This is a genomic window from Ectothiorhodospira shaposhnikovii, assembly GCF_016584105.1.
GTDB lineage: Bacteria > Pseudomonadota > Gammaproteobacteria > Ectothiorhodospirales > Ectothiorhodospiraceae > Ectothiorhodospira > Ectothiorhodospira shaposhnikovii.
This window is the reverse complement of record NZ_NRSM01000033.1, coordinates 15,190-38,535: the sequence shown is the minus strand read 5'-3', so window position 1 is coordinate 38,535 and position 23,346 is coordinate 15,190. Positions and strand designations below refer to the sequence as shown.

The window sequence follows — 23,346 nt, the reverse complement described above, 5'->3', positions numbered from 1 at the left end:
AAAGACGAACCGCCGTCTTGCGCTTCTCTTCCTGCGCCGCAGGGTGTAGGGTTCTGGCATCATCTTTTTTCATGCATCAAATCATAGCACAATGTGGATCTATTTGATTGCCGGGTTAATACAACCAGCACGCCGGCCAGTTCATCGCCGACACCCTGCACGTGGACATGGAGCCCCTGTACCAGTGCTTTCTGCGCCACTTGCCGGTCGGCGCGCGGGTGCTGGATGCCGGTTGCGGTGCCGGGCGCGATGCTCTGGCCTTCCAGCGGCGGGGCTATCGGGTGAGTGCCTTTGATGCCAGCGCGGCGCTGGCGGAGCATGCCTCACGACTGCTCGGCCAGCCGGTGCCCGTGCAGCGGTTCGATGAGGTGAACGAGATCGAACGGTATGACGGCATCTGGGCCTGCGCCAGCCTGCTGCATGTGCCCGCCGCCGAGATGCCCAGCAACTTCCAGGCACTGTGGCAGGCCCTGAAGCCCGGTGGCGTCCTCTACTGCAGCTTCAAGCGGGGCGCGGGTGAACGTGATCGCAACGGCCGACACTTCACCGATGCCAATGAAGACCAGGTCCGCGTCTGGACTCAGGAACTCCCCGGACTGGCCGGGCTGGAATGCTGGCTCACCGAGGATCGACGTCCGGATCGGGAGGAACAGTGGCTGAACTGTCTACTGCACAAGGCCACCCGTCAACTCATTACCGGTGGTGACGACAACCCCTTCCTGCCCCATCTGTGCAGCAGCATTCACCGGGCCGATGCCATCGACATGGCGGTGGCCTTCATCAAGCACACCGGCCTGCGCCTGTTGCTGCCAGATCTGCAGGCGGCGCTGGACCGTGAGACGGCCGGCCGCCGTCCCGCGCGTATCCGCATCCTCACCAGCGATTACCTGGACATCACCGATCCCCAAGCTCTAAGGGCCCTCATGCTGCTTCAGGAGCAGGGGGCGCAGGTGCGGGTTTACCAGAGCCGGGGCGGCAGTTTTCACCTGAAGGCTTATCTGTTTGCCGGTTCGCAGGATAGCGATGCCCACTGGGGCTGCGCCTTCATCGGCTCCAGCAACATCAGCCGCCAGGCCCTGCAGCAGGGGCTGGAATGGAACTACCGGATCAACTATCCGGGTGACAAGGGCTTTCTGGAAACCCGGGCGCGTTTTAAGGCCCTGTTCAGTGATCCGGCCACCGTGCCGCTGTCGGATGAGTGGATCGACGCCTACGAAGCCCGCCGCATCCCGCCGGAGCGTTCATGGGAGCCGGGCAGCACCGAGTCGGAGCCGCCGCCCACGCCCACGCACATCCAGGCGCAGGCCCTGGAGGCACTGGAGCAGACACGCCTGGACGGCTACCGGCGTGGTCTGGTGGTCATGGCCACCGGCCTGGGCAAGACCTGGCTCGCCGCCTTCGACACGCAGCAGATGGGCGCCCGCCGGATCCTGTTCGTGGCCCATCGTGAAGAGATCCTCAACCAGGCCGCCGCCACCTTTGCCCGCATCCGCCCCAGCACTCGGATCGGCTTCTATCACGGCCGCCAGCGGGACGTGCGGGTGGATATCCTGTGTGCCTCCATCCAGACCTTGGGCCGGGTGGATCACCTGGAGCGCTTTGAGCCGGGGCATTTCGATTGCATCGTCGTGGATGAATTCCACCACGCCGCCGCGCCCACCTATCACCGCCTGCTGAACCACTTTGCGCCCGCCTTCCTGCTGGGCCTCACCGCCACCCCCGACCGCACCGACAACGCCAGCATCCTTTCCTTGTGCGATGACAATCTGGTGTTCGAGAGTGATCTGTTCACCGGGGTGAACGAGGATCTGCTGGTGCCGTTCCACTACTACGGCGTTTTCGACGAGGACGTGGACTACCAGAGCATCCCCTGGCGCAACGGCCGGTTCGACCCGGATCTGTTGGGCAACCGGCTGGCGACCCTGGCCCGCGCCCGTCATGCCCTGAGCACCTGGCGGGAACGGGCTCAGCGGCGCACCCTAGCCTTTTGCATCTCCATCCGCCAAGCCGATTACATGGCCGATCAATTTGCGCGGCAGGGCGTCAGGGCGGCGGCGGTCTATGCCGATTCCAGGCTGTCCCGGGGAGAGGCGCTGGAACAATTGGCCAACGGCCAGTTGCAGGTGCTGTTCTGCGTGGACCTGTTTAACGAGGGGGTGGACCTGCCGGCCATCGACACCGTGATGATGCTGCGCCCCACCGAGTCCCGCATCCTGTTCCTGCAGCAACTGGGTCGGGGCCTGCGCAAGGCCGAGGCGAAGGAGAGACTGGTGGTGCTGGATTTTGTGGCCAATCACCAGAGCTTTCTGCACAAGCCCATGGCGCTGATGAACCGGACCATGACCCATCAGGATCTGGCCCGGTTTGCCCGCGATCTGGAAAACGAGAGCCTGGATCTGCCCAAGGGCTGTTACGTCAACTACGACCTGCGGTTCATCGATTTTCTCAAATCCCTGGGCGGCAGTGATCTTCAGGATCAGTACCATACCCTGCGCGACACCCTCGGCCGTCGGCCGACCCTGACCGAGTTCTACCGCGCCGGTGCCAGCCTGCAGGCTGTGCGTCGCCAGTATGGTCACTGGTTCGGGCTGATCGCTGCCCTGGAGCCCGACCTTCAGGCCGAGGAGCGGGTGGTGATCGAGCAGCAGGCGGATCTGTTCCGGGAACTGGAGACCACCGCCATGACCAAGAGCTTCAAGATGGTCCTGATCGAGGCCTTCCAGGAGCTGGATGGCTGGCGGGAGGCGCCCACCCTGACGGATCTTGCTGCCCGATCATGGCAGGTGTTGCAGCGTCGACGCCCGCTGCTGGCCGACCTGCCGGAATCGTATCAGGGCCTCACCGAACCACCGGATGACTGGCGGGGCTATTGGCGGAAGAATCCGGTAGCGGCCTGGGCCGGTGGGTCTTTTTTCACCCTTGAGGGAGATCGTTTCATCGGCGTCACGACGGTGGCTCCAGACCACATTGCCACCCTGACAGCCCTGGTGCAGGAAGGGGTGGATTACCGGTTGGCCACCTATGAGGTCAGGCAGGGTCTCGGTGGCGCCACGGTCACGGCCTTGTCCAGCCGCAGGCCGGAACAGGTCTCGCTGCCGTATTTCCCCAACCTCAAGATCGCCTGCGGCCACTTCAAGACGGGTACCGCCGATTGTGAGGAATACCGCAGTCTGCCGCTGGAGGGGTATGGTCGTCTGGATCCCGGCCGGCACTTCATCGCCCGCGCCTCCGGCAACTCCATGAACGGCGGCAAGCAGCCGGTGGAGGATGGCGACTATCTGTTGCTGGAACTGGCCAGTGCCGAGAGTGCGGGCCGGATCACCGGCGACATCCTGGCCATCGAGCGCCAGGACGGGGCGGGCGACAACCAGTACCTGCTGCGCAAGGTGCTCAAGGATCCCAGCGGGCAGTACCGTCTCCGGGCCAGCAATCCGGATTATGAGGACATCGTGGTCACGCCGGAGCTGCAGGAGCAGTTCCGTACCTTTGCCCGCTTCAAGGGCGTGCTGGATCCGTTGTGGATGGTGGTGGGGGAGCGGTTTGCCCGGGAAGAGATACCCGGCCTTTTCAACGCGGAGTTCAATCCGGGCAGTTGGAACACTGGTCATGTGGTGCTTGGAGACCAAAAGGTCCATGTGCTGCTGGTGACGCTGAACAAGCAGGGCAAGGCGGCCGATCATCGCTATCTGGACCATTGGGTGGACGACACCCGGTTCCACTGGCAGACCCAGAATCAGACAACGCCCCAGAGCAAGCGGGGCCGGGAGATCCTCCATCATAAGGAGATGGGCATCGGTATCCATCTCTTTATCCGGGAAAACAAGCTGGAGCAGGGGAAGGCCGCGCCATTCACCTATTACGGGCCGGTGCGGTATCTCAAACACCAGGGCAGTGGGCCGATGAGTGTGGATTTTGAGGTGATCCAGCACCCAGGCGGATTTCGATCCGCACAGCAACTGGACGGGTGAAGAGCACTGGTCGGCTGTCTTGACATCCTTCCCTCCCTCTCGGTGACGCTCGCCCTCCAAAAATTATTTCAGTGTGCGGTTCTACCTGGAGGACATGCTCGGCTGCCCGGTCGAGCTGGTCACGGAAAAGGCCCTGCGGCCGGAGCTTCGCCCCTATATTTCATAGAATCTCCGCAAGGAAACCCGCGATTTCAATCGCGGGAGGAATTGCGGGTGCGCGAAGTATCGACGCGACGTACTGATTGGAGCGGTGGCGAAGGAAACAGGGGCGATGCTGGATGCGATTTGCGCGGAACGGAGGTGGCCGGTGATTTCCAAGGAGATTCAGCCGGATCACATCCATCTGTTCGTTAGCATCCCGCCTGCCATTGCCGTGGCCGATGCCGTCAAGGTGCTCAAGGGCGTCACGGCTAGCCGTCTGTTCCAGCAGTTCCCGGCGCTGAAGAAACGGCTGGGAGTATCAGTCCAGCGGCAACGCTGGGTGCAAGCATGGCCAGGCCAACACAGGTGAAAGATACATCGGGTGGCGTGTGGAAGGGAACAGACCTCCGCTGCGAACCAGCCGAACCGGGTCCTGCGGCTCAGTGCAGGTAACACCTTTGCGGCGAAGTAGGACGTAGTGCGCCAGCGTGATGCAGCCACCGGAGACCACCAGTAACTGGGCGAGGGGGATAGCTGGACTCGGCCAGCCTGGTAGCCCACCCGCTACGAAGCGCTCAATCACCAATCCGATGAGTACGCTAATGGCTGCCACCTTTGTCCACCACGCTGCTGAATCTTTCAGAGTCATTGTTTTCGACTTCCCGATATGGATGCCTGATTTCGACCCTGAGCGGCCGCCGAGCCGTTGCTCACGAACGACTCCTCACTACTGCCCTGCGGACGCCCGAAAACCTCCATCGCGGGCATCCTTTTTTGGGATATTGCAATTCATGCCGGCGACCGGAAGCGCCCATAATCGTGCAAGTCCGAAGCAGGCTTGCATTAATCTTCGAGCATTACACATAATGTGTACCATGAGTGCACAAAAAGAGGGAAAGCTGAAGAGTGTCTTGAAAGCTGTTCCCGCAGGCTTTGTGGTGGATGCGCGCTGGCTGGAGAACCACGGCGTCAGCCGGTTCCTCACCCGGAAATACGTGGATCACGGCTGGCTGGAGCGCCTGGAGCGCGGTGTCTTCCGTCGCCCCACGCCGCATTCAGCCCCTCCGGACTGGAAGAGTTGCATCCTGTCTCTCCAGAAAATCATGGGTTATCAAGTCCATGTCGGTGGCATGTCCGCCCTTGACCTCCAGGGTTACCGCCACTATCTTCCGCTGGGTGCGCATCCGCCCGTGTGGGTCTACGGCAGTGACACACCAAGCTGGCTGTCGCGCCTCACCCTCGATGCACCGCTCATCGGCCGCCCCCTGTCCCTGTTCGATGACCCGTCGCTCGGTCTGACGGAATACAAACATGGCAATGCCCCGACGCTGCCCTGGGGCTGGACGCTCCGAATATCCTCGCCCGAGCGCGCGATCCTCGAAGCACTTGACGAACTGCCCGCGCATGAGAGTTTCCATCACCTTGACATGGTTTTCGAGGGGCTGGCGACGATGCGGCCTCGCCAGCTGACGGCGCTGCTGCAGAGCTGCTGCAAGATCAAGCTCAGACGCCTATTCTTCGTCTTCGCCGACCGCCACAAACATGTCTGGCGCGAGCGTGTTAACCCCGACGACTTCAACCTCGGCAGGGGTGACCGCGCCCTGATAACGGGCGGCAAAATCCATCCGCGCTACCGCATCGTGGTCCCGCCCGAATTCGTTGATATCCCAACGGGAGATGCCGATGGCCCGTGACGCCTATAGTGCACAGGTCGCGCTTCTGGTGCGCCTGCTGCCCTTCATCGAGGCGGAACCCGTGTTCGCGCTCAAGGGCGGCACTGCCATCAATCTGTTCTACCGCGACATGCCGCGCCTGTCGGTAGATATCGACCTGACCTACCTGCCGGTCAAGGACCGAGCGGAAAGTCTGAGGGAGATCAACGAGACGCTCGACAGGATCATGGACGCGGCCAACGCCGGCATTCCTCGTCTCCGCGCGCAGCGCATCGAGGGTGGCAGTGGCGGCGCCACCCGTATCCGAGCCCGGCTCGACGGCGCCGAAGTCAAAATTGAAATCTCACCGGTCGCGCGTGGTGTCGTGCACGATCCTGAACGCCGCGCCGTATCCTCAACGGTCGAAGATGAATTCGGCTATGCCGCCGTCCAGGTTGTGTCATTTGAGGATTTGTTCGGTGGCAAACTCCATGCGGCGGTCGATCGCCAGCACCCGCGCGACCTGTTCGATATCAAGCTGCTCTACGAACACGAAGGGCTGACCGACGCACTGTTCCGCACCTTCCTGGTTTATGTGGCCAGTTCCCCGCGCCCGACGCATGAACTGCTCGCGCCCCGATTGGGCGATCTGAACGAACCTTATGCCAGGGAATTCGTCGGCATGACGACCATCCCGATCTCCGTCGACGAGCTCGAAGCGACCAGATTTCGGCTCATCGCCGATATCCGCGGTCGCCTGTGTGACAACACCGCGCAATTCCTGCTCAGCCTGCATGACGGCGAACCTGATTTCGAAGCGATCGGATTGCCGCAGGCACAAACCCTTCCAGCCGTCCGCTGGAAACTCTTCAACCTGAAAAAGCTTGCGCACGAGAACGCAGCCAAACATGCCGCGCAGCGCATGGAACTCGAAAATCTTTTCCGCAACTCGTAGCCCATCGGGCCGTGAGCTTGTTAGCGAGCAGGGGAAGTCGGGTTTGATGTCTTGGCCACTGCCAGAACCGCCTTAGCGAAAGTCCGCTGTTCGTTGCACAAGAGTCACTGGACTGGCTCGCGTCGATGACCGAATTGGGTCAGCGTCCTTGGAGGGGGGAGCGCTGACCGGCCCAGGCATATCAGCACTCGGTACGTTCGGCCATCTCCAGGGCGTCATCGACCTCGATGCCAAGGTAGCGGACGGTACTTTCCAGCTTGCGATGACCAAGCAGGAGTTGCACCGCGCGCAGGTTCTTGGTTCGCCGGTAGATCAGCGTGGTCTTGGTCCGGCGCAGTGAGTGGGTGCCGTACTCCTGTGGATTGCCACCGATCAAGCCCACCCATCCTTTGACGATACGCGCGTACTGCCGTGTTGAGAGATGGGGCGAGTCCTGCCGCCGGGGTAGTCGAGAAGGGGCCGCGGTCCATTGCAAAGCGGTCTCATCAGCGCGCCCAACTGGACTGGTCGCGGGGTAGCTGTCCGTCCGGGTCGTTCACGGTGACGGAGTTGTCATCCGTGAACCGGTCCGAGTATACAACCAGGTTCGTGCCCCCCTTGTGTGCCTGGCTCGGAAAGAGGATGCCTGACTCGTGAGCGGCCATGTGGACCGGTACGTGTTTGTGGACGGGCCACTGCCGGGCGTCACCGGCTATTTTGTCCGTGACGGCCACGGCCACGCAAAGGCGCTGCATCTTTTCGGGCGCCGACTGCCGCTTCGGGAGCTGTGATTGCCGTGATGATGGGATGAGACCTGAAGGAGAGCCACCCATGAAATTTTCGCAAACGTTCAAAGGGCGGGAGCAGGACATCATTGATCTGTTCCATGCGACCTTTGCCTCTGCCGAGGGCGCGGAGGAGGGCGCATTGATCGGCAATCTGGTCCGCCATCAGATGGCCGGTACCGCCGAGCCGGATCTCCATGTCTTCCTCGCCGAGATGGATCGAGCCATTGTTGGCGGGGCGATCTTTTCCCGGCTGACCTACGATCAGGACGACCGGTCCGTGTTCATCCTTGCGCCGGTGGCCGTTGTGAGCGAGTGGCAGGGGCAAGGCATCGGCCAGAAACTCCTGGCCCATGGTCTGGAAGCGCTGAGGAACGCAGGGGTTGACGTGGTCCTGACCTATGGTGATCCGAACTACTATTCGCGTGTCGGCTTCAAGCCCATCACCGAGTCGCTGGCCCCGGCACCCTTTGAATTGAAGCAGCCCGAAGGCTGGCTGGGACAATCCCTGACGGGTGGGGAGATGGTGCCTTTCAAGGGGGCACCGCGCTGTATCCCGGCGCTCAATGATCCTGTCTTCTGGTAGGGGAGCAACACGCGCCTTATCCAGACCACGAAGGCCCGGCGCAGGCCCATCTGCTCGGGTGCCTTGAGCCAGTCGACCTGCTTGCCCAGGACAATGAGCATCTCCTGCTCGTCACAGTTGTTCTCCAGGCGGAAGAGGGCGGCGACCACGCTGGTCGCGGGTCATACGGGGTGTGCCTCCGCGAGCACCTTGGCCCGGAAGTTCTCGGGCAAGGCGTTGGGGGTCAAAACGTCTACAGGAACACCGAGTAGCTTGCCGAGTTCGTGGCGGATTGCGCCGATGTCGAGCAGCGTCGTATCAGGCATCGGATCAATCAGGATATCCAGGTCGCTGCCATCCGTGTCTTGGCCGCGCATCCGGAATCATTGCCTGCGCGCCCTTTCCGGAAACAACCCCGGCATCCAGCGCGGAGCCAGTGCCGCAGGGAAGGCAAGGCGCCATGAGGCACGCGGGCCATCCGATGTGAGCACGCGGTGGTCCACCAGCGCGGCGACGATGCGGCGCGCGTGACGTGCGGTGGTGCCGAGCAGATCAGCAACTTCGCCGCGCGGGAGCTCACCGCGGTAGAGGATCGCTTCGAGGATGTTGCCCGCCTTGGGCGGCAGGTTGCCGAACCGCGTTTCTTCTTCCGCCCACATGAGAATGCGCGTGCGCAGACGGTCTGGTTGGACCAGCTCTTCCATGAAGTCCACCTGATCGATGCACACATCAAGGAAGAAGTGGGTGAAGTTCACCAGCTCTTCCTCGCTCAAGGTACCGCGGCCGTCGAGGTCGTTGCGACGTGGCAGGTCGCAGTGTGCAAGATGTCCTTTGTAGGTGGAGACGTTGCGTGCCAGACCCCGTGCGACAGACCAGGTGCCGCCGGTGTCCAGTGTCTCCAGCAGCATGGCGTGCGATATCAGGCGCGCGACGCGGCCGTTGCCATCGAGGAATGGGTGGATCCACAAGAGCCTGTGATGAGCGGCGGCGACGGCCAGGATTGCGTCCGTCCTGCCGAGCCGGCTGTAGGTGCGCTCGAAATGGCCGAGAAACCGGGGGATGGCGCCGGGACTGACGGCAACGTGCAGGCCGACCCTCACGGCCCGGCGCCTGAGTTCGCCAGGGACCACCCGCAAACGCTCGCCGGTATCCGGATCTTTCACCCAAAGAAGGTCTTCCGGCAGCAGTTCGCAGAAGCGCCGGTGAACCTCACAGATCCCTTCCACGGTTACGGAGCGACCGGCGAGGCCGCCAGAATCAATCCAGCGCTGCACTGTGATGTGCGCCTTGGCTTCGAGCTGGAGATCGCGCTTGCGAGCGTCGGTGCTGTAATCATTGCTGAGCGCCCGCTCGATATCGACCGGGTGCGTATCGTGACCTTCGATGAGGTTGCTGTAATAGCAGTTCATGGCCCTGACGAGGTCGGCCAAGGCTGTGCGCACGCCTTCGGGCAGGCTGCGACGGAAACCCGCGGCCTTGGCCGCGAGCTCGACAGTCAGATCGGTGAGGGCACCTCTGTGGCGGGAGCTTTCGCCGATGAGCAGAGGCTCCATCAACCCGGTGCCTTCGCCGCGATCCATGGCCGCTGAAATGTCCGCTTCTATGTCCGTAGGAGGATTGCTCATTACACTTAATTAACAAATATTTGCGAAACAATATACCCCAGAACGGTCTTATAAGTGTCCTCACTGGAGTCAAGAACTCCGAAATCCACTTCTGTGCAGTCAGGGACTGCGTCATGAACAACAGACACCGCTGCCAGATCCTGGTCAGTGCCTTTGATGCCAGCCAGGCGCTGGCGGATCATGCCTCACGACTGCTCGGCCAGCCGGTGCCCGTGCAGCGGTTCGATGAGGTGAACGAGATCGAACGGTATGACGGCATCTGGGCCTGCGCCAGCCTGCTGCATGTGCCCGCCGCCGAGATGCCCAGCAACTTCCAGGCACTGTGGCAGGCCCTGAAGCCCGGTGGCGTCCTCTACTGCAGCTTCAAGCGGGGCGCGGGTGAACGTGATCGCAACGGCCGACACTTCACCGATGCCAATGAAGACCAGGTCCGCGTCTGGACGCGGGAACTCCCCGGACTGGCCGGGCTGGAATGCTGGCTCACCGAGGATCGACGTCCGGATCGGGAGGAACAGTGGCTGAACTGTCTGCTGCACAAGGGCACCCGCCAACTCATTACCGGCGGTGACGACAACCCCTTCCTGCCCCATCTGTGCAGCAGCATTCACCGGGCCGATGCCATCGATATGGCAGTGGCCTTCATCAAGCACACTGGCCTGCGCCTGCTGCTGCCTGATCTTCAGGCGGCGCTGGACCGCGAGGCGGCCGGCCGCCGTCCCGCGCGTATCCGCATCCTCACCAGCGATTACCTGGACATCACCGATCCCCAGGCCTTGCAGCAGGGGCTGGAATGGAACTACCGGATCAACTATCCGGGTGACAAGGGCTTTCTGGAAACCCGGGCGCGCTTTCAGACGTTGTTCAGTGATCCGGCCACCGTGCCGCTGTCGGACGAGTGGATCGATGCCTACGAAGCCCGCCGCATCCCGCCGGAGCGTTCATGGGAGCCGGGCAGCACTGAGTTGGAGCCGCCGCCTACGCCCACGCACATCCAGGCGCAGGCCCTGGAGGCAGTACCGGCTCCGGGCCAGCCATCCGGATTATGAGGGCATCGTGGTCACGCCGGAGCTGCAGGAGCAGTTCCGCACCTTTGCACGCCTCAAGGGCGTGCTGGATCCGTTGTGGATGGTGGTGGGGGAGCGGTTTGCCCGAGAGGAGATACCCGGCCTTTTCAACGGAGCAGGGGAAGGCCGCGCCATTCACCTATTACGGGCCGGTGCGGTATCTCAAACACCAGGGCAGTGGACCAATGAGTGTGGATTTTGAGGTGATCCAGCACCCCGGCGCATGTCGATCCGCACAGCAACTGGATGGGTGAAGAGCGTGGGGCGGTTGTCTTGACATCCTTCCCTCCCTCCCGGTGACGCTCGCCCTCCAAAAATTATTTCAGTGCGCGGTTCTACCTGGAGGACATGCTCGGCTGCCCGGTCGACCTGGTCACAGAAAAGGCCCTGCGGCCGGAGCTTCGCCCTTACATTGAACAGGAGCGAGTCAATGTCTGATACCAGGCAACGCAAATGGCGCTTCTACCTCTAGGAGCCGCTGACCTTCTCCAGGGCTGAATCATTGGCCCGAGGTCAATATCCCGTTGCCCTCAGTTCAATGATGTCGGTGATCTTTTCGCCATCCCATCGATATTGCAGGTGCCTGCCTTGCCGGGTTGGCCCAAGGGCGGGTGGCCTCAGGACACCCGCGCACAGACCGCCCTCGGTATCCCGTACGCTGGGATAGATGAATCCGTAACGACCTGCCTGTCGGGCCTGAAGTCCCAGATGCTGCGAAGGCCGCCAATCGTGGGGGTCAAGGTAGGGAGTGCCGGTGAGAGAGCATAGGTCAAGCAGTGGCGCCCGCAACTCTGCCAGATAAACCCGCATTTCCAGGTTGATCGAGGGTTCCGACGATTCACGGAGGAAACGCTCGCGGTGATGACGGGTTTCGGCCACCGCGGTGCGCTCGTCTAGGGCGCAGTAATACACGCCGTAGGCCCCATCGGAAAAACGGCTCTCGGCCGGGTAGGTTAAGGCGGCCATGATCGGCGTATAGCCGGGCCCGAATCGGCGATCCTGTTCGGGCACCAGATGGATCTCGCCGGCCGCCTCGCGCAGGCGATTCGAGGTCAGCCCCTCAAGTTCCTTGAGGGCCGCCAGATCGCCGGTTTGTCCGGCAATACCCTCGAAGAGGTCTATGGGTGGGAAACGGGAGGGTACGATCCGGTAGCTCTTGGGCCAATGCACCTCCACCTCTGAAAACTGGGCGAGAAGATCAGCCTCTGGCGGCATCCAGATGCTCCCGCACAGCCACCAGGTCTGCTACATGCCCCCCAAGCATGCGTTCAAGGGGGGGGTGTCCGCCAAAGCGGGGGTTGGTGTTCGGCCGTCTCACCCAGCCATGCGCAGATTCGGGCCTTGGCAGCAGGATATGGAGCGCCTTGTAGATGCCGAGAATCAGGGAGAGACGCTCAAGCAGGTTCACATCCGCCTGTACCCTTTCCGGGTCACGCTTCCAGCGTCGATAGGTTGGGCCGGAGACCCCCAGCAGTCGCGCTGCCTCCTGCTCCTTGAGCCCCCATGCCCGTGCAATGTTTGGATAAGCCCGCAAACCGGCGGCAGCCAGTGTATGGCGTTGCTCCATCGTCATCGTCTGCATGGGGCGCCTCCTGGGCAATGGCCTGTTTCGTCATGGAACAATTGATCGTTCTTTTAATTGTAGCGCTCAAATGATCCATCTGTCTTTCTGGTTCGCGAAGCGCACCATGTGGTGTAAACCATGACCCATGGTCGATGTTGTCACGAAACGTAATTGCGTCTATCAAGCGGCGTACCATGTGATCTGGTGCCTGCCCGCGAATCGGCTCGACTTCGCAGGGCATGTTGACACCGCTGGTCACCGGCATGGGTTCGGGCACGGAGATCATGCAGCCCCTGGTCTCTCCACTACCGCAGGATGATCAACGGAATCGGCGACCGCATGATCATGTTGGTGGTGGTGCTCCCCACAAACCAGCGCCGCAGCCGGGAGTGGCCGTAGGCCCCCATGGCCAGCAGATGGATGTCGTGTTCCTGGCGGTAGGCGCAGACTGCTTCCGTCACATCACCGGTGCGGATCTGTGCGCGTACATCGAAGCCATTTTGAGCCAGCATGCCGCGGGCGTTGTCCAGGCGTGAGCGGTTTTCCTGATTGTCGTCGCCCACCATCAGAATATGGGCCTCCAGTCCCTTGAGCAGGGGGCTCTCAGAGACTTTTTCCACCACGGTATGCGCCGTGGCGCTGCCATCGTAGGCGATCAGGAAACGCTCCGGCTCCCGGTATTCCAGAGGGGCCACCAGCACGCCGCGCTTCAGGGTGCGGATGATGCTCTCCAGGTGGCTCCCCACATGCTGTTTGAGCATGTCGCCATCCTTGCCCTGCTTGCCCACCACGACCAGACGAGCCTCCTCCTGGATGTCGTCCAGGGCTGCGGTGACGCCATCATTGCGCAGCAGGCTGCCAGGGTCGGCGACGCCATTGGCGCGAACCCGTTCCAGCGCATCGGACAGGATGGCGCGCCCCTGTTCCCGCAGCAGCTTGCCGCGTTGCTCCTCGGCCTCCACCATCTGCTCCAGCAGGGCCTCCCGACTCCCCAGGCTGAGGTTGCCGCTCAGGTCCCGCTGGACGTCCGCATGAGGGTTGTGGATTACATGCAGCAGGGTGAGTGGCGAGTTCATGCGCCGGCTCGCCCAAGCGGCGTAATCACACACGGACAACGACGAGCGCGAGCCATCGATACAGGCAATGACCTTGTTCATAGGGGCATCCTCCAGCAGGTTAGTGGCCCATGAGCCGGTCAGCGGCATCGGCCTTGTCGTGTGCGGCATGACGGTCGACGATGGTGGCGGTGGCCTCATTCATGCCAATGATCTCCACCTGGACACCTTCACGGCGGAAGTTGATGACCACGCGGTCAAGGGCGGCCACGGAACTGATGTCCCAAAAGTGTGCCCGGGACAGATCAATGGTCACCTTATCCAGATCCTCCCGGAAATTGAACGCTTGCATGAACTTCTCCGTGGAGGCGAAGAAGACCTGCCCATACACGCGATAGGTGCGGTGCAGGGTGTGGTCATCCGGGCGGGTGTCGGTGTCGGCGCCCACGAACATGAACTGGCTGACCTTGTTGGCGAAGAACAGGGCTGCCAGCAACACGCCCGACAGCACGCCCAGGGCCAGGTTGTGGGTGAACACGGTGACCGCCACGGTGGTGATCATGACGATGTTGGTGCTCAGCGGGTGGCGCTTCATGTTCTTGATGGAGGTCCAGCTGAAGGTGCCGATGGACACCATGATCATCACCGCCACCAGCGCGGCCATGGGGATGATGCCCAGGATCGGACTGAGAAAGACCACCATGATGAGCAGATAGATGCCCGCCATGAAGGTGGATAACCGCCCCCGGCCACCGGATTTGATGTTGATGACCGATTGCCCGATCATCGCGCAGCCCGCCATGCCGCCGAAACTGCCGGCAACGATATTCGAGATGCCCTGACCCTTGCACTCGCGGTTCTTGTCGGTGCGGGTGTCGGTGAGGTCATCGACGATGTTCTGGGTCATCATTGATTCCAGCAGGCCCACCACGGTCAGTGCCAGGGCGTAGGGCAGGATGATCCACAGGGTTTCCAGGTTCAGCGGGATGTCCGGCCAGAGGAAGACGGGCAGGGTGTCGGGCAGTTCGCCCATGTCGCTGACCGTGCGGATGTCCAGATTCAGCAGCCAGGCCAGCAGGGTGAGTACCACGATGGTCACCAGGGGCGAGGGGATGGAGCGGGTCAGGTAGGGGAACAGATAGATGATGGCCAGCCCCAGGGCTGTCATGGCGTAAACATGCCAGGTAACGCCGGTGAGTTCGGGGAGTTGCGCCAGGAAGATCATGATGGCCAGTGCGTTGACGAACCCTGTCATCACCGAGTTGGAGATGAAGCGCATGTAGCGCCCCACCTGCAGATAGCCTGCGATGATCTGCAACACGCCGGTAAGAAGGGTGGCTGCCAGCAGGTATTCCAGCCCATGTTCCTTCACCAGGGTGATCATGAGCAGGGCCATGGCCGCGGTGGCCGCCGAGATCATGCCGGGTCGGCCGCCGGTGAAGGCGATGACCACCGCGATGCAGAACGAGGCGTACAGACCCACCTTGGGGTCCACACCCGCGATGATGGAAAAGGCAATGGCTTCCGGGATCAGGGCCAGGGCAACCACCAGGCCAGAGAGCATGTCACCGCGTATATTGGAAAACCATTCCTGCTTGATGCGGGTGAGGTTCATGGATGATGTCCTGTCATTGCGAATTCGTTGTCGGCCAGGCCCGGATCATTGCCAAACGACGTCACGCGGCCCCGTCCGTGATGATCGGAGCCGCGCAGTACGCGGCTGAAACGGTCTTGTCAGGGTGTTTCTGCGAGGGGGCGTTGCCCGGGCGTGGCCGGGATCCAGTGTTCCAGCGACGGTCCTCAGGGAGTGCCGTGGGGAGGCCAATGAAAAAGGGGGCGGAGTATACACTGTGGGCAGGGCCTTGGCCAGCTTGTCAAGCCTTGCACTAGGCTGAATGGGGCCTGATGTGGGTCCCGACCACTGTGTTCTTTCGTGGGACTGGGCCGAGTTCATCGCATGGTTTCCAGATGATGCGGCGTGCCGACGATACCTGGAGTGATTCGTTGCTCGAACGGATTCGCGTCTGCCCAGGCTGTGGTCACTGTTACCGGCTGGCCGCCCATCTGAAATGGCGCGGACAGGGTGCTGGCGGGGCGTCTACGGCGAGAACCTGGGCGACAAGGCCTACTATTCGTCGATCGGCGGCATCTAGTACGAGAATAACTATGCCGCTCTGCGCAATTATACTCTGACCCTGCGCGGGGCACCTGCTGGTAATAGTCGACCGGTTTCCCTCGGGGAGCCGAGCCGTCGCCCGTTTCCGGTGGCACGGGCTCCAGCAGCATGCATCAATGGTGTCCGCCATCCCCTTGGCCCAGACGTCGGGCCGGTTGTGGTCGCATCCGTCTTTCGCACACGAACGAGACTTGCCATATGCCTCACTCCCGTTCCACGAGCCACCGTACTGCTGTACGTCTGAAGCTCGGGCTTTCCCTCCTGTTGGCCGCGTTCGCCCCGGCGACGATGGCCGCCGACCGCTTCGACCCGGTGCGGGCACTGATCCAGGAGCGAATTGAGCAGAAGGGTATCCCTTCCTATGCCGTGGCCGTGGCCAAGGAAGGCAAGATCGTCTGGGAGGAGGGCTTCGGCTGGGCCGACCGCGAGCAGAAGATCCCGGCCACGGCCAACACCGCCTACCTGCTGGCGTCGATCAGCAAGACCTTCACTGCCGTGGGCCTGATGACCCTGGTGCAGCAAGGCAGGATCGACCTGGACATGCCGGTCAACGACTACCTCGGTCCCGTGCGCCTGGCATCCTGGGTCGGCGACCCGGTCGAGGCCACGGTCCGGCGAGTGGCCAACCACACTGCCGGCTTCGGCTGGGGCGACGAGTTCTTCTACGGCGAGGAAGAAGCCAAAAGGGTGCCCTCGCTCGAGGCCACCATCGCCCGCTATGGCCATATCGTCGAACCGCCTGGCAAGCGCTACGTCTACAGCAACTTCGGCTACGGTGTGCTGTCTCAGGCGATTGCGGCGACCTCCGGCCAGTCCTATGCCGATTACATGCGCGAGCATGTGTTCCTGCCGCTGGACCTGCACGCGACCTCGGTCGGCCCGGCTGCGGCGCCCGGTGTGCAGGCGGCCCAGCTCTACGGCCTGGCCGGCGAGCGTGTGCCGGTGATGAACCACGGCCTGCCTGCCGCTGGCGGCCTGCTGTCCAGCGCCCACGACCTGGTCCGCTTCGGTATGTTCCTCTCCGGGAAGCCGGCCGCAGGGCAGATGGCGATCCTCGACCCGGCTTCGCTGCGTGAAATGCGTCGTCCCAGCACGCCCGATGGCGACCACTACGGCATCGGCCTGTACCCGATGAAGACCTGGCCCGGCGGCCCTGTCGGCTACGGCCACGGCGGCTCGACCACCGGTGCCAACACCCTCATGACGATCCTACCCGAGCAAGGGCTGGTGGTAGTGGTGCTGGCCAACCGCTGGCGCACCGACAACAACCCCATCCGCGACGCCATCGTCCGCGCGATGCTGCCGGGGTGGCCGCAGGACGCGGTGGGCACGACGACCGAAGCGGCGAGGGCGCCTGAGCCGCCCGCGAAGCAGGAAACTCCCGTCACGACCGTGCCGCCGACCGAGTGGCACGGCGACTGGGCCGGGACGCTGTTCACCCACGAGCGGCAGATCCCCGTGCAGCTGAAGGTGCTGGACTCCGGCGAGGTACGGTTGCGCATCGACGACCAGTTGTGGAGCCTGCTCGACAAGCCCACCTACCAGGACGGTTGGCTGATCGGCGAGAGTCTGAGCCATGTGCCGATCGCCGATACCGAGCGGCGCCGACACGGCGTCCTGCTCGAAGTGGAACATCGGGACGGGCGCCTGGTGGGCATGGTCAAGGCCGGTGTCGGGCCGAACTTCGACGACCCGAGCCGCGACTTCCCCTATTTTGTCTATGCGCTGCACTACCGGCTTGTGCTGGAGCCGGCCGCGACCGCTTCGGGAGGGGTAGGGGTGCGCTAATAGCCTCCGGCGGCTCCAGGAAAGTATCGGGGTGGATGGCCTCAATCCCGTAGCCGGCCAGAGTGTTGGTGGGGAAGTCCTTCTTGGCACGACCGAAAGTAACTACGTTTGCGCCGGGCAGGACGAGTCGTTCACATTCCTTTTTTCGGGCGCCGACTGCCGCTTCAGAGGCTGTGATTGCCGTGTTGATGGGTGATGGCAGTTGCCCAGGTTTTTAGTGACTCGGTATCGGCCTGGTCGAGTCGGGTCTGTGCCCAGGTGGGAATCACGCCATACTTCTTGGTGATCAGACTGGGAGCATGTGCCGGGTACCTTCCTCGCGCCCTTGCTCAAGGGTCCCTATTTCCGGAGAGATTCGCGATGCACGGCATGTTCTGGTTGGTGCTATTGGTGGTGGCAGGGGCGTTCTTGTCGTTTTCGGAGATCGCGTTTGCGGCGGCTCGGCGTACGCGCCTGGAGATGCGCGTACGCCAAGGCGATTGGCACGCGCGTCTTGCGTTGCAGCTACGGGAGCAGCCGGGCCGCTTCTTCACGGTCATCCTTGTTGGTGTGAATGTTCTCGGCGTGCTCGGAGGGATGCTTGCAGAGGCGGTCCTGGCGCCCTGGTTTCAGTCGCTGATGGGCGGTGCCGAGCCGTGGCGTCTGTCTGGCAGCTTTGAAATCCAGACCAGTCTTGTGGCCTCAATTGCAGCCTTCTTGCTGGTCACGCTGACCTTTGTTCTGTTCTCTGACTTGATCCCCAAGCGCATTGCATTGTCGGTTCCCGAGGGTGTTGCGGCGTACACTGCCCGGCCGATGCGCATACTGATCTGGGTGTTGCGTCCGGTCGCATGGGCGATCGACGGTCTCGCTACGGCCATCATTCGACGCCTGGGGATCCAGCTCACGCAAAAGGAAGCTGTCACCGCGGACGAAATCATCGCGATGACCGAGGCCGCGGCGCAGTCCGGTGAGGTGCTCATTGAAGAGCAGACATTGATTTCAAAGGTGTTTGCGTTGGATCAGCGATTGGTCACCTCGTCAATGACGAGTCGCGATGACATTGTTTGGCTGGATCAGCAAGCCTTGCCGGAGCGGCTGTCGGAGCTGATGCGCAAGCATCCGCGGCGCCGCTTTCCGGTGTGCGAAAAGTCGCTCGATCGCCCCGTGGGGTATGTCGAGACACACGATCTGCTCTCCCGTCTGCTGGCGGGCGAACCCATGGCCCTCACACCCGAGACGATCCGGCGGGACCTGTTGGTTTTTCCCGATACGCTGACCCTGCTCGAAGCGCTGGAAGCGTTTCAGGGCGCCGGTCAGGATTTCGCTCTGATCATCAACGAGTACTCGATGGTCGTGGGACTGATCACGTTACGCGACGTGATGGATACCGTCATGGCCGCGAGCAATTGGGCTGTGGAAGAACGCATGATCGTCCGTCGCGACGGTGACTCCTGGCTCATCAATGGCCTCACCCCGGTGGATGAGGTCTGCTCGGTGCTTCAGATCGAACGCTTCGAAGAAGACGAGAATTTCGAAACGTTGGCCGGGTTTCTGATGTGGAGACTGCGCAAGATTCCTCGCCGCGCCGACGCCGTCGAGCATGCCGGTTACCGTTTCGAAGTCGTCGCGGTGGAACACTTCCGTATTAAACAGGTTCTTGCCACCCGGCTAATGCCGCCCGAACCACCTCCGCAGTCCGCTCTGTAGGGCAAGAATCGCGTTGGCACAGAGGCGGTTTGCCTTGGATCAGGCCGCTTTGCTCAGGCCATTCAGGCGCTGAGCTGAAATGGCACAGGTCTTCCCAAGCATCGATCTCGGTATCCGCCAAGGGGGCGAAAAACGCGTCGCCCACGCTCCCGGCTAGCCGATCGGGTTGGCGCCTGCCACCGGGCTGAGCCAATGGAACCATTCACGCATAAGGCTTTCCGGCTTTCGTCAGAATCGCAGGCCTGCGCACCGAGTACCGAGTTTCTCCACGCCTTGATCGACGATCTCGCCCCTCGGACGGCATCACAATCGGCCTGTACCTCCGTGACGGAGCGGCGTTGACTTGCCTGCCGACCCGGGCGGACTGTCCTGACGCGCCATCGGCGTTGATGGAAATTGTCGACGCAATTGGCGCTGATGGTCATCGAAGCCGATCATTTCAAGTTGGTCAATGACCGCTACGGTCATGCCACCGGCGACGCCGTGCTGCGTACCCTCGTTGCGACTTCAGCCACGGTGTTGAGGGCCACCGACCTGTTCGCCCGCCTTGGCGGCGAGGAGTTCGGCGTGATCCTCCCCGATACAGGCGCCGAAGGTGCCATGGGCCTGGGCGAACGCCTGCTGACTGCAATGCGCGAGACGGTTACCGAGCATGATGGGTACAAGCTGCGCTTTACCGTATCGATCGGCGTCGCCATGCTGGAACCGGACGACACCAGCCTGGAAGCCTTGCTGCACCATGCCGATCTCGCGCTGTACAAGGCCAAGGCAGAGGGCCGCGACCGCCTCGGGCTGATCGCTCGGCCATAGACCAGCAGAACCTCGCCCTCTACATGCGCTCCACCCTGCGACGCAGCGTGGCCACTCCATGCCGCCCGACCGGGCCGCATTCCATTTGACGACATCTCTCGAATCTTCAACAATGCGAACAATTCTCAGTAATAACGTGTAACGAAAGCCAGCCAACCCATCCCGGGCCAGCCAGCGCTCCCGCCTTCCGGAGAACCCTGTGAGCACTGCAGCCCGCCAAACCGACCCTATTGCTATCCTGTATACCGAACACCACAGTTGGCTGCAGGGCTGGCTGCGCAGGCGCCTGGGCAACGTGGCCGAAGCGGCGGATCTGGCCCAGGACACTTTCCTGCGCCTGCTGCGTTCGCCACAGCAGTTCGACAGCCCGCCACAGGCGCGGGCCTATCTGCGCGTCGTGGCCAATGGCCTGTGTATCGACCACTGGCGTCGCCGCGAGGTGGAACGGGCCTGGCTGGAGACGCTGGCGTGCCGACCGGAAGCGGTCGAGCCCTCGCCGGAGCAACGCGCCGTCGTCATCGAAACTTTGCTCGAGATCGGTGATGTGCTTGGCCGTTTGCCGCAGAAGGCAGCATCCGCATTCATCATGGCCCAGGTCGATGGACTGTCCTATCGGGAGATCGCCGCACAGTTGGGTGTTTCCGATCGGATGGTCAAGAAGTACATCGCTCAGGCGATGTTGAAATGCGCCTTGGTCGAAGCTGAGCTTCAGGGCTAGATGGGAACCGATGCCGCCATGTCGTCGGCCGAGGAAGGCGTTGCGGACGTGGATCGCAAGGCGCTGGAGGCGGCCGCGAACTGGTATGCCACCCTGCGTAGCGACAATGTCAGTGCGGCCGACCAGCAGGCCTGGCAATCCTGGATCTCCGAATCGGACGCACACGCTCGCGCCTGGGCGTGCATCGAGGCGGTCAGCCAACGCTTTGGCCCCTTGCGCGCCGGCGGGCAAGAGGCCGCATTGGCCGGCTTCAAGGCTGCGCGACGCCGACCCATGGGACGGCGCCAGGTACTCACCGGACTGGCGGGCATCCTCGGACTCGGCGTGGTTGGCTGGATGGGCTGGCGCCACACCTCGCTGCCTGAAGTACTCATGGCCTGGGGGGCCGACTACCGTACCGCCACTGGCGAACAGCGCGAACTCACCCTGACCGACGGCAGCCGGGTCTGGCTCAACACCGGCAGCGCCCTGCGTGTCGATTTCCTGCCAGATGCCCGTGTGCTCAAACTGCTTGCCGGCGAGATCCTTGCCCAGACGGCCGCTGATGCCGATCTGCCCCCCCTTTATGTGGACAGCCGTCACGGCCGCATGCAGGCGCTTGGCACCCGCTTTTCCGTCCTTTACGACGATCTGCGAACACGTCTGGACGTATTCGAGGGCGCCGTCGAAATCCGCAACACGGCAGGCGACGTGCAGCGCGTCATCGCCGGACTGGCTGCAACATTCACCGCCACCGACATCACCATCATCGGGCCGGCCGAACGCGCGCGCGAGGCATGGCACCGAGGAGTGTTGATCGCGGACAACATCCCCTTGCAGGCTTTGGTCGAGGAGCTCGCGCGCTACCAGCGTGGCCGCATCGGCGTGGCGCCGGAAGTCGCCGAGATCAGCGTCATGGGCGTTTACCCCGCCAACGACACCGACCGCGCGCTTGCCATGCTGGAAAACGCGCTGCCGATTCGCATCCGGCGAACCCTGCCGTGGTGGGTGACGGTCGAGGCAAGGTAGCGAAATTTTTCCGGCCATCGGTTCCCCTTTTTGCGACTCATCCGATCTACCTGATGAGAAGCAAGCTGATCAAGCATCACCAGCCACCCAAGACGACAAGGCGGCAGCCTCCGCAGCTGTGAGTCATCATCGCTCTCCCTGTGCGTACAGGTAGCCAGCGCGATTTCCTTGACAGCACGCTTCCTGAATGTTCAGTCCAACTCCTGGGGAAGTCGTCCTATGTCAAGCTGCAGCACCAACCCACCTGGCCAGAAGCCGTACCGGGCGCACTCGACGCAACAGACCGGGCGGCACACGGTTTTCACGCTGCGCCCGCAGGCGTGTGCCGTGCACCTCGCCATCATCGGCAGCGTCGCGCTGCTTGCCTGGATGCCCGAAGCTCGCGCTCAGGTAAGCAGCACGCAGACCTCCGCCCAGGCTCAACACTACGATATTCCCGCCGGTCCGCTGGCCGCCGCCTTGAACCGATTTTCGGAGCAGGCGGGCATTTTTCTCTCCGCGCCAAGCGCGATGGTTGATGGAAATACCAGCTCCGGGCTCAAGGGGTACTATTCGATACAGGCCGGTCTGACTGCACTGACGGCGGGTACCGGACTGGAGGCGTTTCAGCAGCAGGACGGGAGCTATGGCGTGCGTGCCGTCGAGGCGGTGGCCCCAGTCTCCGGGCCGATTGTGCTGCCCATGGTTACCGTCACGGGGGAACGACTTGAGCGATCATTTTTACAGACCACGTCGAGTGTACATGTGGTTGGCACGGAAGATGTCGACCGCCATTCGCAGAAGGGGCTGTACGGCCTGCTGCAAGGCGCGGTCAACGTCACCCGAACCGCAGGGGACAGCCTTCCGTCCATCAGGGGCGTACAGGTGAATGGCAAGGGTAACTCGCTCGGGGAACTGCACCTGACCGGTGTCCCTTCCCGGTTGCAGGTGGTGGTTGACGACTTCGTGCGCCCTCCTCAATGGAGCAACACCAGTCAGACGTCCTTGTTCGACGTGCAGCAGGTGGAGGTGATGCGTGGTCCGCAGTCGACGCTGCGGGGAAGAAACGCGTTCTCTGGTGCAATTGTCGTCCGGACGCCCGACCCATCGTTTTCACCGGAGTTCGGCATAGCTTCCGACCTGTTCAGGAATGACGCTACAGGAACCGGCCATAACCTCGGCGTTATGGCAACCGGCCCGCTGATCGAGGAGCAACTGGCTGCACGCATCACCCTGGAAGAGGCCCGGGACGGAGACTCGATCGAGGGCTTCGTGGCTGGCGGCTTCACCGCGCCAGGCGACCCGGACAGGGCCAGGCGCATCACCAATCAGAAGGTGAACGCCAAGCTGTCGTACTTCCCCGGCGGCACCCCCGACCTGAGTGCCGAGTTCCAGTTCTCCCATGCCGATGGCCGGACGCCGCTTTATCGCAACTATGTCGCTGGCCCCGATTTTCGGGATCGAATCAACCCGGGTGATGATTACCGGGTTTTGGATACGCGATCGAGTTTTGCCGGCACCAAACTCACCTATGTATTGGGCGCACCGGGTTCGCTTGAACTGCTGATCGGCACCGCATCGGAGGATGCGTCGAGCAATTCGGCGCTGAATTCGTCCGGGGTGGTCTTTGACGTGCTACGCGAAAGAAGCACATCCGCCGAGCTGCTGTGGCGATTCGGCGACTCGTCCGGCGGCATCAATGGCCTCGTCGGGATTTCGCACGTCAGCTGAGTATTCCACGCCCATTCGGCCACCGATTCCAGGCTCATTCGGCCGGTGATTCCACGCTGATTCGGCCACCCATTCCACGCGCATTCGGCCACTG

At 62.5% G+C, this 23,346-nt stretch carries 20 protein-coding genes and 3 pseudogenes; 16 read left to right on the top strand and 7 right to left on the bottom strand.

What is annotated here, in order from left to right:
- Positions 1 to 167: 167 nt before the first annotated feature.
- The 5 genes and pseudogenes from CKO35_RS15080 to CKO35_RS15065 all read left to right on the top strand — a co-directional run bounded on the left by CKO35_RS15080 (position 168) and on the right by CKO35_RS15065 (position 6,716).
- On the top strand, positions 168 to 3,968 hold the full coding sequence (locus CKO35_RS15080) for a DUF3427 domain-containing protein (protein ID WP_200176942.1): 3,801 nt from the start codon (positions 168 to 170) through the stop codon (positions 3,966 to 3,968).
- A gap of 55 nt (positions 3,969 to 4,023) precedes the next feature.
- A pseudogene (locus CKO35_RS18080) lies at positions 4,024 to 4,134 on the top strand (DNA polymerase subunit beta); the annotation flags it as partial.
- A 60-nt stretch (positions 4,135 to 4,194) separates the two neighbouring features.
- Positions 4,195 to 4,479 (top strand): annotated as a pseudogene (tnpA, locus tag CKO35_RS15075) (IS200/IS605 family transposase); the annotation flags it as partial.
- A gap of 505 nt (positions 4,480 to 4,984) precedes the next feature.
- Entirely contained in the window at positions 4,985 to 5,803 is an 819-nt protein-coding gene (locus CKO35_RS15070; protein ID WP_200176940.1) for a type IV toxin-antitoxin system AbiEi family antitoxin domain-containing protein, read from the top strand.
- The gene (locus CKO35_RS15065) at positions 5,793 to 6,716 is read left to right on the top strand and encodes a nucleotidyl transferase AbiEii/AbiGii toxin family protein (protein ID WP_200176939.1); all 924 of its coding nucleotides are present in this window, start codon (positions 5,793 to 5,795) and stop codon (positions 6,714 to 6,716) included. The genes CKO35_RS15070 and CKO35_RS15065 overlap by 11 nt, the downstream gene beginning before the upstream one ends.
- 181 nt (positions 6,717 to 6,897) lie before the next feature.
- On the opposite strand, the gene CKO35_RS15060 is transcribed toward CKO35_RS15065, so the two are convergent.
- Entirely contained in the window at positions 6,898 to 7,191 is a 294-nt protein-coding gene (locus tag CKO35_RS15060) for a tyrosine-type recombinase/integrase (RefSeq protein WP_200176938.1), read from the bottom strand.
- 157 nt (positions 7,192 to 7,348) lie between these two features.
- On the opposite strand from CKO35_RS15060, the gene CKO35_RS15055 reads away from it, so the two are divergent.
- Together CKO35_RS15055 and CKO35_RS15050 are read left to right on the top strand one after the other, a co-directional pair.
- Complete coding sequence (locus CKO35_RS15055) at positions 7,349 to 7,486, top strand: hypothetical protein (protein ID WP_200176937.1); 138 nt, start codon at positions 7,349 to 7,351, stop codon at positions 7,484 to 7,486.
- A gap of 40 nt (positions 7,487 to 7,526) precedes the next feature.
- Positions 7,527 to 8,066, top strand: coding sequence for a GNAT family N-acetyltransferase (locus tag CKO35_RS15050; RefSeq protein ID WP_200176936.1), 540 nt, complete (start codon positions 7,527 to 7,529; stop codon positions 8,064 to 8,066).
- Positions 8,067 to 8,227: 161 nt separating this feature from the next.
- Here the strand turns inward: CKO35_RS15050 and CKO35_RS15045 are convergent, their stop codons facing one another.
- Both CKO35_RS15045 and CKO35_RS15040 read right to left on the bottom strand, forming a co-directional pair.
- Positions 8,228 to 8,422, bottom strand: coding sequence for a nucleotidyltransferase family protein (locus CKO35_RS15045; RefSeq protein WP_200176935.1), 195 nt, complete (start codon positions 8,420 to 8,422; stop codon positions 8,228 to 8,230).
- Positions 8,423 to 8,428: 6 nt separating this feature from the next.
- On the bottom strand, positions 8,429 to 9,625 hold the full coding sequence (locus tag CKO35_RS15040; RefSeq protein WP_242467231.1) for a Fic family protein: 1,197 nt from the start codon (positions 9,623 to 9,625) through the stop codon (positions 8,429 to 8,431).
- Positions 9,626 to 9,783: 158 nt separating this feature from the next.
- Between CKO35_RS15040 and CKO35_RS15035 the strand changes: the two genes are divergently transcribed.
- From CKO35_RS15035 to CKO35_RS18075, 3 genes and pseudogenes are all read left to right on the top strand, one after another.
- On the top strand, positions 9,784 to 10,716 hold the full coding sequence (locus CKO35_RS15035; RefSeq protein ID WP_200176934.1) for a class I SAM-dependent methyltransferase: 933 nt from the start codon (positions 9,784 to 9,786) through the stop codon (positions 10,714 to 10,716).
- A 7-nt stretch (positions 10,717 to 10,723) separates the two neighbouring features.
- On the top strand, positions 10,724 to 10,936 hold the full coding sequence (locus CKO35_RS15030) for a hypothetical protein (protein WP_200176933.1): 213 nt from the start codon (positions 10,724 to 10,726) through the stop codon (positions 10,934 to 10,936).
- A gap of 107 nt (positions 10,937 to 11,043) precedes the next feature.
- Positions 11,044 to 11,172: pseudogene (locus CKO35_RS18075) on the top strand (nucleotidyltransferase family protein); the annotation flags it as partial.
- Positions 11,173 to 11,247: 75 nt separating this feature from the next.
- On the opposite strand, the gene CKO35_RS15025 reads toward CKO35_RS18075, so the two are convergent.
- The 4 genes from CKO35_RS15025 to CKO35_RS15010 form a co-directional block, all read right to left on the bottom strand.
- The gene (locus CKO35_RS15025; protein WP_200176932.1) at positions 11,248 to 11,949 is read right to left on the bottom strand and encodes an RES family NAD+ phosphorylase; all 702 of its coding nucleotides are present in this window, start codon (positions 11,947 to 11,949) and stop codon (positions 11,248 to 11,250) included.
- The gene (locus tag CKO35_RS15020; protein WP_200176931.1) at positions 11,933 to 12,316 is read right to left on the bottom strand and encodes an MbcA/ParS/Xre antitoxin family protein; all 384 of its coding nucleotides are present in this window, start codon (positions 12,314 to 12,316) and stop codon (positions 11,933 to 11,935) included. The genes CKO35_RS15025 and CKO35_RS15020 overlap by 17 nt, the downstream gene beginning before the upstream one ends.
- 287 nt (positions 12,317 to 12,603) lie before the next feature.
- Positions 12,604 to 13,455, bottom strand: coding sequence for a universal stress protein (locus CKO35_RS15015; protein WP_200176930.1), 852 nt, complete (start codon positions 13,453 to 13,455; stop codon positions 12,604 to 12,606).
- Positions 13,456 to 13,474: 19 nt separating this feature from the next.
- Positions 13,475 to 14,968, bottom strand: a complete 1,494-nt coding sequence (locus tag CKO35_RS15010) for a SulP family inorganic anion transporter (protein ID WP_200176929.1) — start codon at positions 14,966 to 14,968, stop codon at positions 13,475 to 13,477.
- Positions 14,969 to 15,727: 759 nt separating this feature from the next.
- Here CKO35_RS15010 and CKO35_RS15005 point away from each other — a divergent pair.
- The 6 genes from CKO35_RS15005 (at position 15,728) to CKO35_RS14980 (ending at position 23,252) form a co-directional block, all read left to right on the top strand.
- Positions 15,728 to 17,317, top strand: a complete 1,590-nt coding sequence (locus CKO35_RS15005; protein WP_200176928.1) for a serine hydrolase domain-containing protein — start codon at positions 15,728 to 15,730, stop codon at positions 17,315 to 17,317.
- Positions 17,318 to 17,677: 360 nt separating this feature from the next.
- Positions 17,678 to 19,006 carry a hemolysin family protein gene (locus CKO35_RS15000; protein WP_200176927.1) on the top strand — a complete coding sequence of 443 codons (1,329 nt, stop codon included), beginning with the start codon at positions 17,678 to 17,680 and terminating at the stop codon, positions 19,004 to 19,006.
- 396 nt (positions 19,007 to 19,402) lie between these two features.
- Complete coding sequence (locus CKO35_RS14995; RefSeq protein ID WP_338031813.1) at positions 19,403 to 19,816, top strand: GGDEF domain-containing protein; 414 nt, start codon at positions 19,403 to 19,405, stop codon at positions 19,814 to 19,816.
- Between the two features lie 199 nt (positions 19,817 to 20,015).
- On the top strand, positions 20,016 to 20,534 hold the full coding sequence (locus CKO35_RS14990) for a sigma-70 family RNA polymerase sigma factor (protein WP_200176925.1): 519 nt from the start codon (positions 20,016 to 20,018) through the stop codon (positions 20,532 to 20,534).
- Entirely contained in the window at positions 20,535 to 21,542 is a 1,008-nt protein-coding gene (locus CKO35_RS14985) for a FecR domain-containing protein (RefSeq protein WP_200176924.1), read from the top strand.
- Between the two features lie 327 nt (positions 21,543 to 21,869).
- Complete coding sequence (locus CKO35_RS14980) at positions 21,870 to 23,252, top strand: TonB-dependent receptor plug domain-containing protein (RefSeq protein WP_200176923.1); 1,383 nt, start codon at positions 21,870 to 21,872, stop codon at positions 23,250 to 23,252.
- Positions 23,253 to 23,346: the final 94 nt, after the last annotated feature.